Annotated in this window: 18 protein-coding genes; 3 read left to right on the top strand and 15 right to left on the bottom strand. The window is 41.2% G+C overall.

What is annotated here, in order from left to right; genetic code table 11:
* Positions 1-13: 13 nt before the first annotated feature.
* The 6 genes from LRM50_RS02895 to LRM50_RS02870 form a co-directional block, all read right to left on the bottom strand.
* Positions 14-532: a hypothetical protein gene (locus LRM50_RS02895; protein WP_243809802.1), complete on the bottom strand. Its 519-nt coding sequence runs from the start codon at positions 530-532 to the stop codon at positions 14-16.
* 250 nt (positions 533-782) lie between these two features.
* Positions 783-1,199: a hypothetical protein gene (locus tag LRM50_RS02890; protein ID WP_243809801.1), complete on the bottom strand. Its 417-nt coding sequence runs from the start codon at positions 1,197-1,199 to the stop codon at positions 783-785.
* Positions 1,200-1,224: 25 nt separating this feature from the next.
* Complete coding sequence (locus LRM50_RS02885) at positions 1,225-2,187, bottom strand: ADP-ribosylglycohydrolase family protein (RefSeq protein WP_488192303.1); 963 nt, start codon at positions 2,185-2,187, stop codon at positions 1,225-1,227.
* A gap of 318 nt (positions 2,188-2,505) precedes the next feature.
* Positions 2,506-2,832: a hypothetical protein gene (locus tag LRM50_RS02880; RefSeq protein ID WP_243809799.1), complete on the bottom strand. Its 327-nt coding sequence runs from the start codon at positions 2,830-2,832 to the stop codon at positions 2,506-2,508.
* Positions 2,833-2,966: 134 nt separating this feature from the next.
* The gene (locus tag LRM50_RS02875) at positions 2,967-3,173 is read right to left on the bottom strand and encodes a hypothetical protein (RefSeq protein WP_082001355.1); all 207 of its coding nucleotides are present in this window, start codon (positions 3,171-3,173) and stop codon (positions 2,967-2,969) included.
* A 67-nt stretch (positions 3,174-3,240) separates the two neighbouring features.
* Positions 3,241-3,906 (bottom strand): hypothetical protein, encoded by a 666-nt coding sequence (locus tag LRM50_RS02870; RefSeq protein WP_243809798.1) that lies wholly within the window; start codon positions 3,904-3,906, stop codon positions 3,241-3,243.
* An 84-nt stretch (positions 3,907-3,990) separates the two neighbouring features.
* Between LRM50_RS02870 and LRM50_RS02865 the strand changes: the two genes are divergently transcribed.
* A complete protein-coding gene (locus tag LRM50_RS02865; RefSeq protein WP_243809797.1) occupies positions 3,991-5,241 on the top strand; it encodes a UDP-N-acetylmuramate--L-alanine ligase in 1,251 nt (416 codons plus the stop codon).
* Here LRM50_RS02865 and LRM50_RS02860 read toward each other — a convergent pair.
* Positions 5,238-5,585, bottom strand: a complete 348-nt coding sequence (locus LRM50_RS02860; protein ID WP_243809796.1) for a nucleoside triphosphate pyrophosphohydrolase family protein — start codon at positions 5,583-5,585, stop codon at positions 5,238-5,240. The two genes, LRM50_RS02865 and LRM50_RS02860, sit on opposite strands and share 4 nt — an antisense overlap.
* A gap of 17 nt (positions 5,586-5,602) precedes the next feature.
* Positions 5,603-6,244: a tRNA (guanosine(46)-N7)-methyltransferase TrmB gene (trmB, locus tag LRM50_RS02855; RefSeq protein WP_243803935.1), complete on the bottom strand. Its 642-nt coding sequence runs from the start codon at positions 6,242-6,244 to the stop codon at positions 5,603-5,605.
* Positions 6,245-6,268: 24 nt separating this feature from the next.
* On the opposite strand from trmB, the gene LRM50_RS02850 reads away from it, so the two are divergent.
* Positions 6,269-7,171: a mechanosensitive ion channel family protein gene (locus tag LRM50_RS02850; RefSeq protein ID WP_243809795.1), complete on the top strand. Its 903-nt coding sequence runs from the start codon at positions 6,269-6,271 to the stop codon at positions 7,169-7,171.
* A 6-nt stretch (positions 7,172-7,177) separates the two neighbouring features.
* Here the strand turns inward: LRM50_RS02850 and LRM50_RS02845 are convergent, their stop codons facing one another.
* The 4 genes from LRM50_RS02845 to LRM50_RS02830 are packed head-to-tail and all read right to left on the bottom strand — an operon-like array spanning position 7,178 to position 8,608.
* Positions 7,178-7,522: a hypothetical protein gene (locus tag LRM50_RS02845; protein ID WP_243809794.1), complete on the bottom strand. Its 345-nt coding sequence runs from the start codon at positions 7,520-7,522 to the stop codon at positions 7,178-7,180.
* Positions 7,515-8,057, bottom strand: coding sequence for a hypothetical protein (locus LRM50_RS02840; RefSeq protein WP_243809793.1), 543 nt, complete (start codon positions 8,055-8,057; stop codon positions 7,515-7,517). The genes LRM50_RS02845 and LRM50_RS02840 overlap by 8 nt, the downstream gene beginning before the upstream one ends.
* Positions 8,058-8,097: 40 nt before the next feature.
* Entirely contained in the window at positions 8,098-8,367 is a 270-nt protein-coding gene (locus LRM50_RS02835; RefSeq protein WP_129744612.1) for a YtxH domain-containing protein, read from the bottom strand.
* Between the two features lie 19 nt (positions 8,368-8,386).
* The gene (locus LRM50_RS02830; RefSeq protein ID WP_243809792.1) at positions 8,387-8,608 is read right to left on the bottom strand and encodes a hypothetical protein; all 222 of its coding nucleotides are present in this window, start codon (positions 8,606-8,608) and stop codon (positions 8,387-8,389) included.
* A gap of 162 nt (positions 8,609-8,770) precedes the next feature.
* On the opposite strand from LRM50_RS02830, the gene LRM50_RS02825 reads away from it, so the two are divergent.
* Positions 8,771-9,304 carry a VIT1/CCC1 transporter family protein gene (locus tag LRM50_RS02825; RefSeq protein ID WP_243809791.1) on the top strand — a complete coding sequence of 178 codons (534 nt, stop codon included), beginning with the start codon at positions 8,771-8,773 and terminating at the stop codon, positions 9,302-9,304.
* Here the strand turns inward: LRM50_RS02825 and LRM50_RS02820 are convergent.
* Genes LRM50_RS02820 through LRM50_RS02810 form a run of 3 tightly spaced genes read right to left on the bottom strand, consistent with a single transcriptional unit; the run spans position 9,251 to position 12,914 of the window.
* Entirely contained in the window at positions 9,251-10,039 is a 789-nt protein-coding gene (locus LRM50_RS02820) for an N-formylglutamate amidohydrolase (protein ID WP_243809790.1), read from the bottom strand. The genes LRM50_RS02825 and LRM50_RS02820 overlap by 54 nt on opposite strands.
* A 35-nt stretch (positions 10,040-10,074) precedes the next feature.
* Positions 10,075-11,853, bottom strand: coding sequence for an aspartate--tRNA ligase (aspS, locus tag LRM50_RS02815; protein ID WP_243809789.1), 1,779 nt, complete (start codon positions 11,851-11,853; stop codon positions 10,075-10,077).
* A 38-nt stretch (positions 11,854-11,891) separates the two neighbouring features.
* Positions 11,892-12,914, bottom strand: a complete 1,023-nt coding sequence (locus tag LRM50_RS02810; RefSeq protein WP_243809788.1) for a CBS domain-containing protein — start codon at positions 12,912-12,914, stop codon at positions 11,892-11,894.
* Position 12,915: the final 1 nt, after the last annotated feature.

Genomic DNA, 12,915 nt, shown 5'->3' with positions numbered 1-12,915 from the left:
CTTTAATAAAATTCTATTCACCAAGACATAGCAACGCAAGGATATGTAGTTGCTCACGACTCAATGCATCACTATGATATTTCTTTAGATATGCTAGATGTTTTTTGCGCTGGGCATGATTTAGCCTCTTAAAATCATTTAGTACTGTTTGCCACGCTTCTTCATCATCTCGTTTTCGTTGTCTTTCTTGATTGTCTATTAAATGTTTGAAATGAGCTACTTCCATTTGCACCAAGAAACCCTCCACTTTATCATCTGGAACAGTATCAAGTTCTTGCTTTGCCTTTAATAACCCTTCGCTTCCTCCATACGCTTGCACTATATCACATATAAAATCAAGCTCTTCGTTCGTATAGTCCGTGACATTGAATGCCGCAGCTCGCTTAACGATGGAATCTTTTAACATACTTCTTGAATCGTTTATTCTATCATTTATCTTTTTCTGCTCCTCCTCCTTTTTCTTATCCTCAGAGCGTGTAATAAAATACCCCACGATAGCAATAAATACTCCAAATGCGATTGCTGATTGCATTGAACACCTTTCTTTATTTTGGTGTCAAATAAAAAAACGACACCGTACTAGGTGTCTAAGCCATTCATCCACACTCAAGCCCTAAAGCCTAAATGTTTTGCACGGTGCCGTTTTTAAGGCTTTCCGCGCAAATAAAGCACTCAAGCTTGAGCATGATTAATGGCTTAGACTATTCAATTATATAACAATTCAAGCACAAAAAGTAGCGGTACTTAATATGATTTGCCTTGGTAAAAAACGATTCTAGGATTTATCTCTTAAGGAGAGATACTTCTGTTTCAAGCTTACGAGATTCTTCGTCAAGGCGAGCCTGAGCAGAGTCTTTATCGTCATAGAATTCTGATTTTGTTTCAGCATAATTTCCCAAACCGAAGGGTTTATAATAGATAATTTGATATCGCTTATCATCTAACTCCCACAGCTCAAGCGAGGTGTATAGGTCGTGCTTTATTGCTCCACTCAGCCCTAGCTTATGTCGTAAATACCACTCACTAATCAGCGTTCCTTTGGGGATATTTGAGTGGTGGTTAGTTCCTTCTTTGGCGACTTTACCATTCTCAATAAGCGCCGCTAGGAATATTCCTCTTTCGCTTGGGTTAATATCCTTGTAGCTGAACTCTTTTGTGGCTAGCAGCTGCTGAGCGGTTTCTAATGTTGTTTTGTTCATATAGTCATTCTCTTCCTAATTTGTATTAAGTCACATCTTCCTCAAACCGTGTATACAGGACAGGGCAATCGTCCATTGCGGCTAGTTTATCCGCTAGTTCAATAATATCATTCCCTTGATAAACATCACGCCGCCATTCGTTCGGTATTGTATCAAGTCCATAGTATGCACCAGCTAATTGCCCGTACACCGCCATAGTTGTATCGACGTCACCACCCAGACACATAACTGCCAACATTCCATCCTCAAATGTGTCATAGTTCATAAAACCCCATAAAGCTATCTGGAGGGTGTATACGACATAACCTGGCTTGTTTTTGAGCTTATCCGTCTCAACTCTCTCTTTTAGCTTGTTCAGCAGCTGGTCGTAGTGTACGCCGGTACTATGTTTACTAACGTCTATAATATCTGTTTTGTCTTTTAGGTGGATAGCGTTATGTAGTATGGCAGCAAATACTTCAGCAGCAGCTTCGGCCTCATAGGAGTAATGCGTTTCTCTAGCAGAGACTTGAGCAAGTCGTATCACGTCACGGATATCTCGTTTACCGTAGGCAGCTATCACGACTGGTGCAAGACGCATCACGACACCGTTGCCAGCACCATCGCTCCGATTCATCGTTTTGTGAACAATAGCGTAACCGCTAGCGTACATATCCAGCATGATAAGCGTTTGCATGCCGATACCCTCGCCATAGTCAAAATACGAGCGGTAGCCCTCTGATTGCCATTTGCAATACTTATCCATAACATTCCACGAATCATAGCCACCACACTCCAGTAAACTGTCTGCTAAACATAATGCCATAGAAGTATCGTCTGTCCAGACACCACGAGGAAAGTGTGCTTCATCGTGCATATGACGCAATTCTTCTATACGACCAACAATCTCATCGCTCGTATAACCGTGTTCAATAGGAGCACCGAGGGCGTCGCCAATAGCTAAGCCGAGTAACATACCCTGGAGCTGTGCTTGAGAGTTTTTCTTCATTATTTTGATTATATCGTCAATCTCCTAAATAAGCGACCTCAATTAGCTCTTTGTGGCAATCTTAGTCTAACCCAACCGCGACATTTAGTGCTGATTTATGAATTTATCAGGCTGGATAACGTAAAAAGTAGTCAAGAGGATAATTTATTGATATTAACACATTCTGTTACGATATACTTTAATGGTGGTTGGGTATCTTTATTGAAGGGGTGGTCGCCTCTATTAAGCGTCTTCAGCTCAGAATCTCGCTACAGATATGGTTCCCAATGTAGATGCACTTGGGCCACCAAGAAAAATCCGTCTCAGGTGGCTTTTTCTTTAATATTTACTACTATCACTAGCATACCGCCCACCACGACTACCAACTCTTACATGTGAACACTCTTTACCCGGTTCTATATACCTACAACAATCGCCGCAGAAAAATCCTTGCACAGACTTTTTGCCAACTTCTCTAGGTGAAGGCACCCTCTTGATAAGATTTCCAACCTCTTTTGGGTCTTCGACTGGTAGCCCCATCAATCTTTTAGCGTAATAATAAGAACACCCAGTAGTATCAACAATACGATCGAGCTCTTCTTCCTGATCAGAAGTTAACTCATAATTCATATTAGCCTCAACTAACGGACCTTCTTTTTGTGTCATAAGCAATTTATACCACAATATCCACAAATAATCAACCCAAACAAAAAACTCCCCTGCTTTTTACAGAGGAGTTATGGCACCTGTTTGTTTGGTTATACTATATCACCAAACGCGCTTATGGTGCAAGCAAAGGACTATTTTTTCTTAGAAATTGTCAAAAAGCCGTTGCGTGGGTTTTCTTTCACAATACGATCTTCTGGTAGATCACATGGTGTACCCTTTTCATTCTTCTCAACCTTAGCGAAGAAGTAAATAGTTTGAGTCTTGCCACCGCGCAAAGTTACGTCAGTCTTATGCAAGTAATATGTGATGCCCTTTGAGTTGGTATGTTTATAAGCCATTTGGTTATATACCTCCTATTAATGATATACCTATATAGATTACTATCTCTATATCACCCCTGTCAAGCTAAAAAAGCTTATTTCGTCGTCTAATCATCAACTTTAACATCCCCAGAATAACCAACCTCATTACGATAATCATGGCAATAAATATCGTCACTAGCAAAGACCACCCCGCGTAATCAGCTGACCATATCGGCGAGACGAAAGTGTGATAATACGGCTCAGTTGAAGGCGCTTCAAACTGCAAGTTAGTGGCTTTCGCGGCAGGATATTTCGCCCACTCCTCGTTAATACAATTGATATACCTCGGATCCGCCTGTGTCGTAAATCGGCCGTAACCGCCTTGCTGCGCTCTAGCATCACAGACAGCCCTAACTTTCGACACAGTATCATTGTTAGACTGATTTTTTATCTCCTCCTCGAACTCTTTCAGCTTCCGGTCATACATTTGTTTATACGCATGATCCAGCGCAATCTTCCCCGGATCAGCGTTCATATGTGTAGATACATAACGCTGCAAATCGTATAGTCGCTGCTGAAGATTGACTATATCTCCAGCCTTATCTGCATGCTCCACAGATTCTCGTCGCTCGACCATACCAACATTATTCAACCTCAAAAAAGTTGCCGAAATAAAACCAGACATAATCAATAAAATCACCAGCTGCCAAGTCTTAATCTGACTGAGCCGCTTAATCCTGAACTTGGTTTTCTTCTTATCTATAGCCATCCCACCGCCTTCTCTATGGTTTTAGTATAGCAAATTATCCCAATGACGTGAATATTACTACCACTACGGTGGTATAATATTTGTATGCGAATTTATTTTTCAGGAATTGGCGGCGTTGCCATCGGACCGCTGAGCAGAATTGCCTTAGGGGTCGGGTATGGTGTTTGCGGCTCCGACAAATCACCAAGTCTTATCACAAACGAATTAGAGTCAGCCGGAATTCCTATTTCTTTTGATCAATCTGGCGCATTCCTGCAATCAGAGCACGCTAAATCACCATTTGATTGGTTTATTTACACCGCTGCTTTACCGGAAAATCACCCAGAATTAGTCTTGGCGCGAAAACTAGGCATAAAAACCAGCAAGCGCGACGAATTGCTGGCACAAATAATCGCCGATAAAAATCTGAAGCTCATCGCGGTCGCTGGCACCCACGGAAAAACCACAACAACGAGTATGCTAGTCTGGACAATGGAGCAATTGCAAATTCCTGTTAGTTATTCTGTGGGTTCGACTTTAAGTTTTGGGCCAAGCGGAACGTTTGATAAAAATAGCCAATTTTTCGTATACGAGTGTGATGAATTTGATCGCAACTTTTTGCATTTTTCTCCAGAAATTAGCCTTATCACATCTGTTGATTACGACCATCCAGACACATATCCAACAAAAGAATCCTACTTAGACGCCTTCCGTGAATTCGGCGAAAAATCTAAAAAAGTTATCGCGTGGCAAGAAAATTCCGCCATATTTGATGAAAAAAATATAACAATCTTGCATGATTCTAACAAAAACATTACTCTGCCTGGCGAACACAACAGAAAAAACGCTACTTTGGTGATAGAAGCTTTGAAGAATATCGGGGTAGACGCGGAGGAGTCAGAAATATACCAAGCAATAAACTCCTTCCCCGGCTCAGGACGACGTTTTGAAAAGCTCGCCGAAAATCTATACTCTGACTATGGACATCACCCGGTTGAAATTCAAGCGACACTACAGATGGCTAAGGAGTTGTCAAACGATGTAGCCCTGGTTTATCAGCCACACCAAAATGTTCGCCAACACGAGATAATTGGTCAATACACTGATGATATTTTCCGTGATGCCAATGAAATTTACTGGCTACCAACTTACTTAACTAGGGAAAATCCAGATTTGCCAACTTTAACGCCGCAACAACTTGCCAAAAATATCGACAAAGAAAAAATTTATTTCGCTGAATTAGATGACAGTTTATGGCAAGAAATAACCGCAGCAAGGAACTCTGGAAAGCTCGTCCTGTGTATGGGCGCTGGTACAATCGACGGATGGATTCGCAAGCAATTAGCTAAAAATTAGCGATCATCGCCACTGCCATGAATCTTTCCTCGACTCTGGCGGCTGAGCAGTTTATCATTATTTCTGCGAGCCACTTCCTCCAAACTACAGCCAAGCAAATGCGCTATAGAATTGACATACCAAAGCACGTCACCGAGTTCTTTTATTACCGCGTCACGATCTTCATCTGAAATTTCCCCATTTTTATCACGCAGAATTTTCTTAAACTTCTCCATAACTTCGCCAGATTCGCCACTTAAGCCCAATATCTGTGCCATCAATATCGCGTCAACATCACCATATTTATGGGAATCTTTATCTGTTAAAGTAGAAATTGCTTTCGTTGAATAATCGTTAAATTGCATAATATTCCTTTCGTTTATTAGCGCGTAACTCTTACGAAATTAATAGTTTTTCCTTCGCCAATCCACCTTTGTTCATAAGTCGTCATTATTTTATATTCGTCACTTAGCGCGGATTCGTGGAGGTCAAAACTCAGCTCCTTAATTTGCCATTTTTCTGACACTAATTGCTCCAAGCTCCAGCAGAAAAAATTGTGGTCGTCGTGTTTAATCAACAAAGATCCGTCCGGTGCCAACAATGAAGAATACTTCTTCAAAAAATTAGGATGAGTCAAGCGGCGCCCAGCGCTATGCTTCCTTGGGAACGGATCAGGAAATGTTACCCAAATTTGCTCCAAAGAACTCTGCTTCACTAATTGGTCTATTTGATCAGCCCGCGCTCGAACAAAAAACACATTCTCCAGCCCTTTTTCTTCAGCAATTTTCGCGCCCTTTTGTAATCGATCACCTTTCACGTCAATTGCTAAAAACGTCTTTTCAGGATGACGCAGTGCAAGCTCCACGCTGAATAGTCCAGTTCCAGCACCGATTTCCAAACAATCAACTTTCCGCTCTATCCACTCGTCAAATTCAAAGCATAGAGGCGAATTATGGAATAAAGCGAATTTATACTTCTTACGTTTTCTAGTGATAATAAATTGATTCGGATCGACAAAACTCATATTTTCTATTATACTAAATCAATAATGGATAAGCTTATAAAACAGTTTTTGGATTCTTCTACGTTAGGTCAATGGCTGCATGGCAACAACCTTGGCTGGCTAATTAGTGAACGCATTATCGACACAGTCAGCATTATTATTGGCTCTGTTTTTGTTTATTTTCTGGGGAAATATTTATTATCTTGGACTATACATTATTCTATACGCTCCACCGCCAAACATCGTTCCTGGCACCGTAAAGACATAGAAAAGCGCGAAAAAACTCTCATCCAATTAACTCGCAGTTTCTGGCAAATTATTATAATTTTCTATGTCGCCGCAATTGTCGCCAATAAACTATTCCTATTTGATTTATCGCCGCTATTCGCTAGTGCTGGTATAATCGGTGTGGCGTTAGGATTTGGCGCTCAATCGCTCGTTAAGGACTTCTTGTCTGGTATTTTCATCATCGCCGAAAATCAATATCGTGTTGGCGATGTCGTTGACGTAATGGGAGCTGCTGGAACCGTCGAAAGAGTTGGTACTCGCACTACTGTTATACGAGATTCCGAGGGTAATGTTCATTATGTTCCAAATGGTACGATCCAGCACGTTATCAATAAAACTATGGGCTATAGCATGTCGCGCTTCAGCATTTACATTGACCCAAGTTCCGACATTTCTGCAGTTACAGACATCATTAACGCTACTGGTCAAGAATTGGCTAGAGAAAAGGCTTGGCAAAAGAAAATTATCGATCCGCCTAAATTCGTTTCCGTTGGTGATATTACCGGACGAGGGACGGAATTGATTATTGCCGGAAAAACTCAGCCATCCGATCAATGGTCTGTTACCTCTGAAATGCGACATCGACTACTGCAGAACTTTGATCGTGAAGGAGTTCTTCTAGCGACTCTGCCGACCCCAACCTCAATAACCAGAAGATAAAAAAAATTAATTATTAGACAAACCCAATTCTTTATCGCTTAACACATCATTAGAAAACGCTTTGATTTTATTCACACTCTCTACTTCTTTGTCATAAATTCCCAAAAATTCCTTCAACGTATCCTTGTCTACTGAGCCTTGCGCGTCAAATTCGTGACTTTTCTCATTCGCATCCTTGCTAATTTGGTTGCGGCGAGAAGCGTATTCTGGGCGACTCAAATCCAATCGATAAGCGTCAGTCTTGTAATACATAAACATCGCAATCGATACTAGTAAAACTGAGGCCGCAATAGTCAGCCCAATAAATGTAGCGAATTTATAACTACGAAATAATTCCTTAGCTCTATTCATTAGAACCTCCAGACAACGAATTTTTAATAACTTGCACTTCTTCTTTATATCTCACTAACAATTCATCCAAGATCTTCACATCCTCAGAAAGTTTATTACGAGCCTCGCGAGCAACGGTCAATTTTTGATAATAGTCCGCCACGTTATTAGAGCAATTTACGCGCTGAAGATCGGTCATCGCGGTGTCGTAATCGTTGTAATTGCTATTAAACTTAAGTCTCGTCGACTCGAATTCATTAGTAATATTCACCAACTTTGAGCTGTCTAGTTTATTAATCGCCAATCGACCATTCAGCCTGGCCATAAGTTTGGTAGAAATAGAATTATATCTCTGTCCAACATTAACTCTAGTTAGAGCGTCATTGGTGTGGATGTTTTTAATAGCAACTCTTACGGAACTACAGTTTCGATCAAGCGTTTTTATAATCTCAGAATCAGCCGTAGTATCGACAGACTGAGCCTCAACTGCCCGTGGCGTCACTAACAAACTAGAAGTAATCAAAAAAGACGCGAGATAGAAAGTAACTTTTTTCATCACTTATATTATCTCACGTCTTCTTGAATAGAGTCAAATATTACTTGAAACGTTTTTCGACATTACCCTTAACATCTTTTGCGGTTTCTACTACGGCGTCTCCAACTTTCTGAGAGCCAGCTTTCAATGAGTCTACGCTGTCTTTAGCTGCAGCGGTCGCTTTGCAAGCTACTTTTTCAGTGTCGGCTTTCAATTTTACAGCTTTATCCTTCAAGTCTTTCCTTGTTTCCTTACCGCTCTTTGGTGCGGTTAAAATTCCAGCTGTAAAACCTGCTGCTACTGCTCCGATAATTGCTAAAACTTTTTTCATATATTACTCCTTTTTTTAATTATTTTTTACGAAATAAACCTGATAGTTCACTGAAAACTTTTGTTGGCGACAACCATTCGGTTGCACTAGCTACGTTAGTTGTAATTTTACTAACGCTTTTCATGACCGTATTAAGTCTTACCAACAAGGCGATAACCACTGCCAGTAGCGTTACGATAATAACCGACAACAATCCTACGATGGCTGATAATAAAACGATGGCTGTTTGGATATCTTCCACGCTTTACCTTTCTGCAAAAGTTTATATTTGTTATGTTTATTTTAGCATGCTTGTTAAATTGTTTGTATTAGATAATCTAACTATTTCACTATAGCATAAGCTTATTAAATTGTCAATAGAGATGTCTGCTAATCGTTAATAATATGATAAACTGGTATGGTTATGCGAAATTTTTTCAAACGATATATACCGGAATTTGTTTATGGCGCGGTCGACGGCACAGTAACGACATTTGCAGTCGTGGCGGCTTCAGCTGGAGCTGGAATATCCAGTTCAGTCATTCTTATATTAGGAATTGCTAATTTAATAGCCGACGGATTCTCAATGGGTTCTAGTGCATATTTAGCAGCCAGCGCTGAACACGAAGAATCTGTTCGCGACAGCCAAAAACGCTCATCCCCAAAGATCATAGGCGCAGTAACATTCTTAGCTTTCGTGGTGGTTGGTAGCGTACCAGTATTGCCATATTTGATTGACGTAATTGCAAACTTAAAAGCGCCAAACGCGGTATTATTCTATGTCAGCTCGGCGCTAACTGCGGCAACGTTCTTAGCAATCGGCTTCATCAAAGGTAAAGTCAGCAAACAATCACCTTGGCAGTCTGCAGGCATCACGCTACTTCTTGGAGCAATTGCGGCAGGACTAGCCTACTTTGCGGGCGACATTTTGTCGGCGTGGCTTGGTATTAGGATTTAGATTTTCTGCGATAAAATTTATTATTTTATCTATATTACACGCAGCATTTTCGCTTACCACACCACCATTCAAATAGACACGCCTATTCATTTCCAACATCACCGACTGTATCTTTGGATTTTCATCGTGATAAAATTCCATCGGAACCAGCGCCCCAGAATACGGATAATTTAATTCACAACTATATCCCATTCTTTCAATGTATGTTTTTAATTTTGATGCATTGTCTTTACTGAACCATTTTTCATCATAGCCAAGGCAAATATCTGGTAAATTCTCCGTCCAGCCAAACAATCTTCGCACCAATTCGTCGCTATAACTATGAATATCAATAATCACACACGAGCCATATTGATCAACAATTTCCCTACTCAACGTGTTTAGTTGTTTGTGATGTAAGTCGTATGATTTGCTCAAAATTTCTTCGCGTCGAGATGATCCTATCTTGCGATATTGCGTACCGTCAGATAAATGCGTATAAGTTGCCCCCATACCCAGCTTAGCCATCGGCTCATCCTCATCACTGCGGAATCTCTCAACATCACAATATAGTCGCGAATATTTAGCTATAATTTTATGACTATCTATATTTTTAACAAGCTCATCAACTTTATAATCAGCGATGAAACATAATTCTCTCTCGACAATCTCTTTACCTACCGTAATATCACGCCAAAAATCGGTCGGTAGATACAGCGAGGCGTGAGGAATGTGAAGAATAATATTGTCCATCATCCTACGAGCATCTCCCGTGAACTCAATGCTAAATCTCACAAACCCAATTCGCGTAGCTGAGCGGGATCGACAATTGAAGGTGAATTCATCATCACATCCACACCAGAGCCATTCTTTGGAAACGCCAGAGTCTCACGAACGTTTTGCTCATCGGTCAATTCCATCAAAATACGATCAACACCAAAAGCACATCCTGCGTGAGGCGGAGCGCCATATTTGAAAGCACCCAACATAGCACCAAACTTTTCTTCAACATAAGATTCGCTGAAGCCTAGCAAACCGAACACTTTATATAGCACTGCTGGATTATGATTACGAACACCGCCAGAGCAAATCTCATAGCCATTCATCACCATGTCAAATTGATCGGCGACAATGGATAATTTCTCAGCGTCAGTTTCAGCAGACTCCAGAGCTTGCAAACCACCCTTTGGCATACTGAACGGATTATGCCCAAAGTCAAGTTTTTTACTTCGCTCATCCCATTCGTAAAACGGAAAATCAATAATCCAAGCAAACGCCACGACCGATGGATCCTTAAGATTAAAGTGCGAGGCAAATTCATTACGCAAGCGCCCCAATACCGCGTTAACAACCGAGCGAGAATCAGCGCCAAAGAACACTGCATCGCCATCAACCGCACCAGTTTTCTGCTGGATGTCAGCTAATTCCTTCTCACTCAAGAATTTCGCAATTGGAGATTTTGCTTCGCCGTCCTGATATGTAATGTACGCCAAACCGCCAGCACCTTCGCTTTTAGCGATGTTGGTAAAATTGTCAATTTGCTTGCGACTCAAACTTGCGCCATTTTTTACGCAAATAGCCTTAACGCATTCAGCATTTTTAAATACGCCAAACTCAGTCCCAGAGAACACATCTGTCAGTTCTATCAATTCCATACCAAATCGCAAATCTGGCTTGTCAGAACCGTAAGTTTCCATGGCGTCGCGATACGAAATTCGCGGAATTGAATTGCCATCACCAACCGCCAAATCGCTCAAATCCAACAATTTTTTACCAGCAAAATCAGTTGCCAGTTGCTTCATCAAAGGCTCAACTTCAGTACGAACCTCTTCGCCATTTTCAGCAAAACTCATCTCCAAATCAAGCTGATAAAACTCGCCGTACAAGCGATCTGCTCGCGGGTCTTCATCACGGAAACAAGCCGCCAACTGATAATAACGCGGCACGCCACCAACCACCAGCAGCTGCTTAAACTGCTGTGGAGCTTGTGGCAAGGCGTAAAACTTCCCTTCCTGCAAACGACTCGGAATCAGAAAATCACGTGCACCCTCAGGGCTTGAATTAGCCAAAATTGGCGTTTGAATTTCAATAAAATCTCGATTGTCCATATATTCATGGATTCGACGATACATTTCGGCGCGTTTTTTAAGCATATTTTGCATTTTTGGACGACGCAAATCAAGATAACGATATTTGAATCTTAGTTCTTCGCCAGCTTGATTATCTTCAGCAAATGGCTGAATTGGCAAAGTTTCGGCTCGGTTCAAAATCTCCAAATTGTCCACAACAATTTCCACATCACCACTGGCAATATTCGGATTTTTCAGACCTTCGCCACGCTCCGCAACCACGCCATTAGCACGAACCACAAACTCATCTCGTAAGCTTTCCGCCAAAGAAAAAGCATCTTTTTTATCAGGGTTAATAACCAATTGAACCAAACCCGTGTGGTCGCGCAAATCAATAAAAATCAACCCGCCATGATCACGCCTGGAATGAACCCAGCCCGCAACTGTAATATTCTCACCAACTTTTTTAGAAGTTTCTGCCGCCAAAATTCTATTTTTCATATCTGTTATTATAGCATAATCTAGGCAAATTCCCAGAATTAAACATCTCGACGAGTTTTTGTGGGCAAATTATTTTTCTGCGGATTAGCCGTAGCGGCTTTGCGGAGATCTCCATAAACATCATATTCGTCAATGATTTTCTGACCCAATAGCGCTTCAATTACGTCTTCTAAACTCAGTAAACCAACTGTTTCTCGAAACTCATTTACAACAATAAACAAGTGATGCTGCGTTTTCAAAAATGCAGCCAAGGCGTGCTGCAGAGTTTGATTTTCGCGAATATAATAGACGTCTTTGCTCATGACCGTTTCCGCACGATGAGATTTTGCTTTGCGATCAATCGTTAACAAATCTTGAATCCTCAACATTCCAACAACATGGTCAATGTCGCCGTCAATGACAGGAAATCTGCTATACCCCTTTTTATGAAGATCATCAAGTACTAGCGGCCCGAGAAGTTCATTCATAGACACCGATTCAATCATACTTCGCGGCGTCATAATTTCCTCGACCTTCGTATCGTTGAACTTCAGTCCGTTAATGATAAGCTTTTTCTCAGAAGATGAAATCGCTCCGCTGGATTGAGCCACCATTTCCAGCAATTCTTCTTTCGATTCAATCACCCGACTATCACCAACCACTGGCGACACCGAACGGATTAGCGACAAAATTACTTGATGTCGCTCAATTGTCGTTAAAATTAGCGGTTCGTATTTTTCATAAAGTTGCTGTGAGTATTTCTGCCACAAGCCAATTCGCGCAACGGCTCCGATTTCCAGGGCTATTATAATTGACAAAATGAGCCCAGCCGCCCAATTGAACAAATAAACGCTAATAGCGCTTAAAATTACCAAGCATAAAGAAGCCACGGCGCGCTGCAGTGAAATAATATCTCGTAAAAATTCTCTTTGCCGCAAAAGAATTTTAGCCTTTTCATCGCCTAGTCCACTTCTCCGCCGCAGCTCAAATTGACTATGCGAAGACGTTTTCGGCTGAACTCCCAGCACTATCAACAAAACCGCCAAAGTAACCAAATATCCAAAAATTAGCACAATCGTCATA

Source organism: Candidatus Nanosynbacter sp. TM7-053 (assembly GCF_022828375.1).
Lineage (GTDB): Bacteria > Patescibacteriota > Saccharimonadia > Saccharimonadales > Saccharimonadaceae > Nanosynbacter.
This window is presented reverse-complemented; position numbering and strand designations above follow the sequence as displayed.

Bases quoted from the DNA above. Each gene is read 5' to 3' on its own strand.
- LRM50_RS02895 (WP_243809802.1), bottom strand. From the start codon at position 532: ATGCAATCAGCAATCGCATTTGGAGTATTTATTGCTATCGTGGGGTAT.
- LRM50_RS02890 (WP_243809801.1), bottom strand. From the start codon at position 1,199: ATGAACAAAACAACATTAGAAACCGCTCAGCAGCTGCTAGCCACAAAA.
- LRM50_RS02885 (WP_488192303.1), bottom strand. From the start codon at position 2,187: ATGAAGAAAAACTCTCAAGCACAGCTCCAGGGTATGTTACTCGGCTTA.
- LRM50_RS02880 (WP_243809799.1), bottom strand. From the start codon at position 2,832: ATGACACAAAAAGAAGGTCCGTTAGTTGAGGCTAATATGAATTATGAG.
- LRM50_RS02875 (WP_082001355.1), bottom strand. From the start codon at position 3,173: ATGGCTTATAAACATACCAACTCAAAGGGCATCACATATTACTTGCAT.
- LRM50_RS02870 (WP_243809798.1), bottom strand. From the start codon at position 3,906: ATGGCTATAGATAAGAAGAAAACCAAGTTCAGGATTAAGCGGCTCAGT.
- LRM50_RS02865 (WP_243809797.1), top strand. From the start codon at position 3,991: ATGCGAATTTATTTTTCAGGAATTGGCGGCGTTGCCATCGGACCGCTG.
- LRM50_RS02860 (WP_243809796.1), bottom strand. From the start codon at position 5,585: ATGCAATTTAACGATTATTCAACGAAAGCAATTTCTACTTTAACAGAT.
- trmB (WP_243803935.1), bottom strand. From the start codon at position 6,244: ATGAGTTTTGTCGATCCGAATCAATTTATTATCACTAGAAAACGTAAG.
- LRM50_RS02850 (WP_243809795.1), top strand. From the start codon at position 6,269: ATGGATAAGCTTATAAAACAGTTTTTGGATTCTTCTACGTTAGGTCAA.
- LRM50_RS02845 (WP_243809794.1), bottom strand. From the start codon at position 7,522: ATGAATAGAGCTAAGGAATTATTTCGTAGTTATAAATTCGCTACATTT.
- LRM50_RS02840 (WP_243809793.1), bottom strand. From the start codon at position 8,057: ATGAAAAAAGTTACTTTCTATCTCGCGTCTTTTTTGATTACTTCTAGT.
- LRM50_RS02835 (WP_129744612.1), bottom strand. From the start codon at position 8,367: ATGAAAAAAGTTTTAGCAATTATCGGAGCAGTAGCAGCAGGTTTTACA.
- LRM50_RS02825 (WP_243809791.1), top strand. From the start codon at position 8,771: ATGCGAAATTTTTTCAAACGATATATACCGGAATTTGTTTATGGCGCG.
- LRM50_RS02820 (WP_243809790.1), bottom strand. From the start codon at position 10,039: ATGATGGACAATATTATTCTTCACATTCCTCACGCCTCGCTGTATCTA.
- aspS (WP_243809789.1), bottom strand. From the start codon at position 11,853: ATGAAAAATAGAATTTTGGCGGCAGAAACTTCTAAAAAAGTTGGTGAG.
- LRM50_RS02810 (WP_243809788.1), bottom strand. From the start codon at position 12,914: ATGACGATTGTGCTAATTTTTGGATATTTGGTTACTTTGGCGGTTTTG.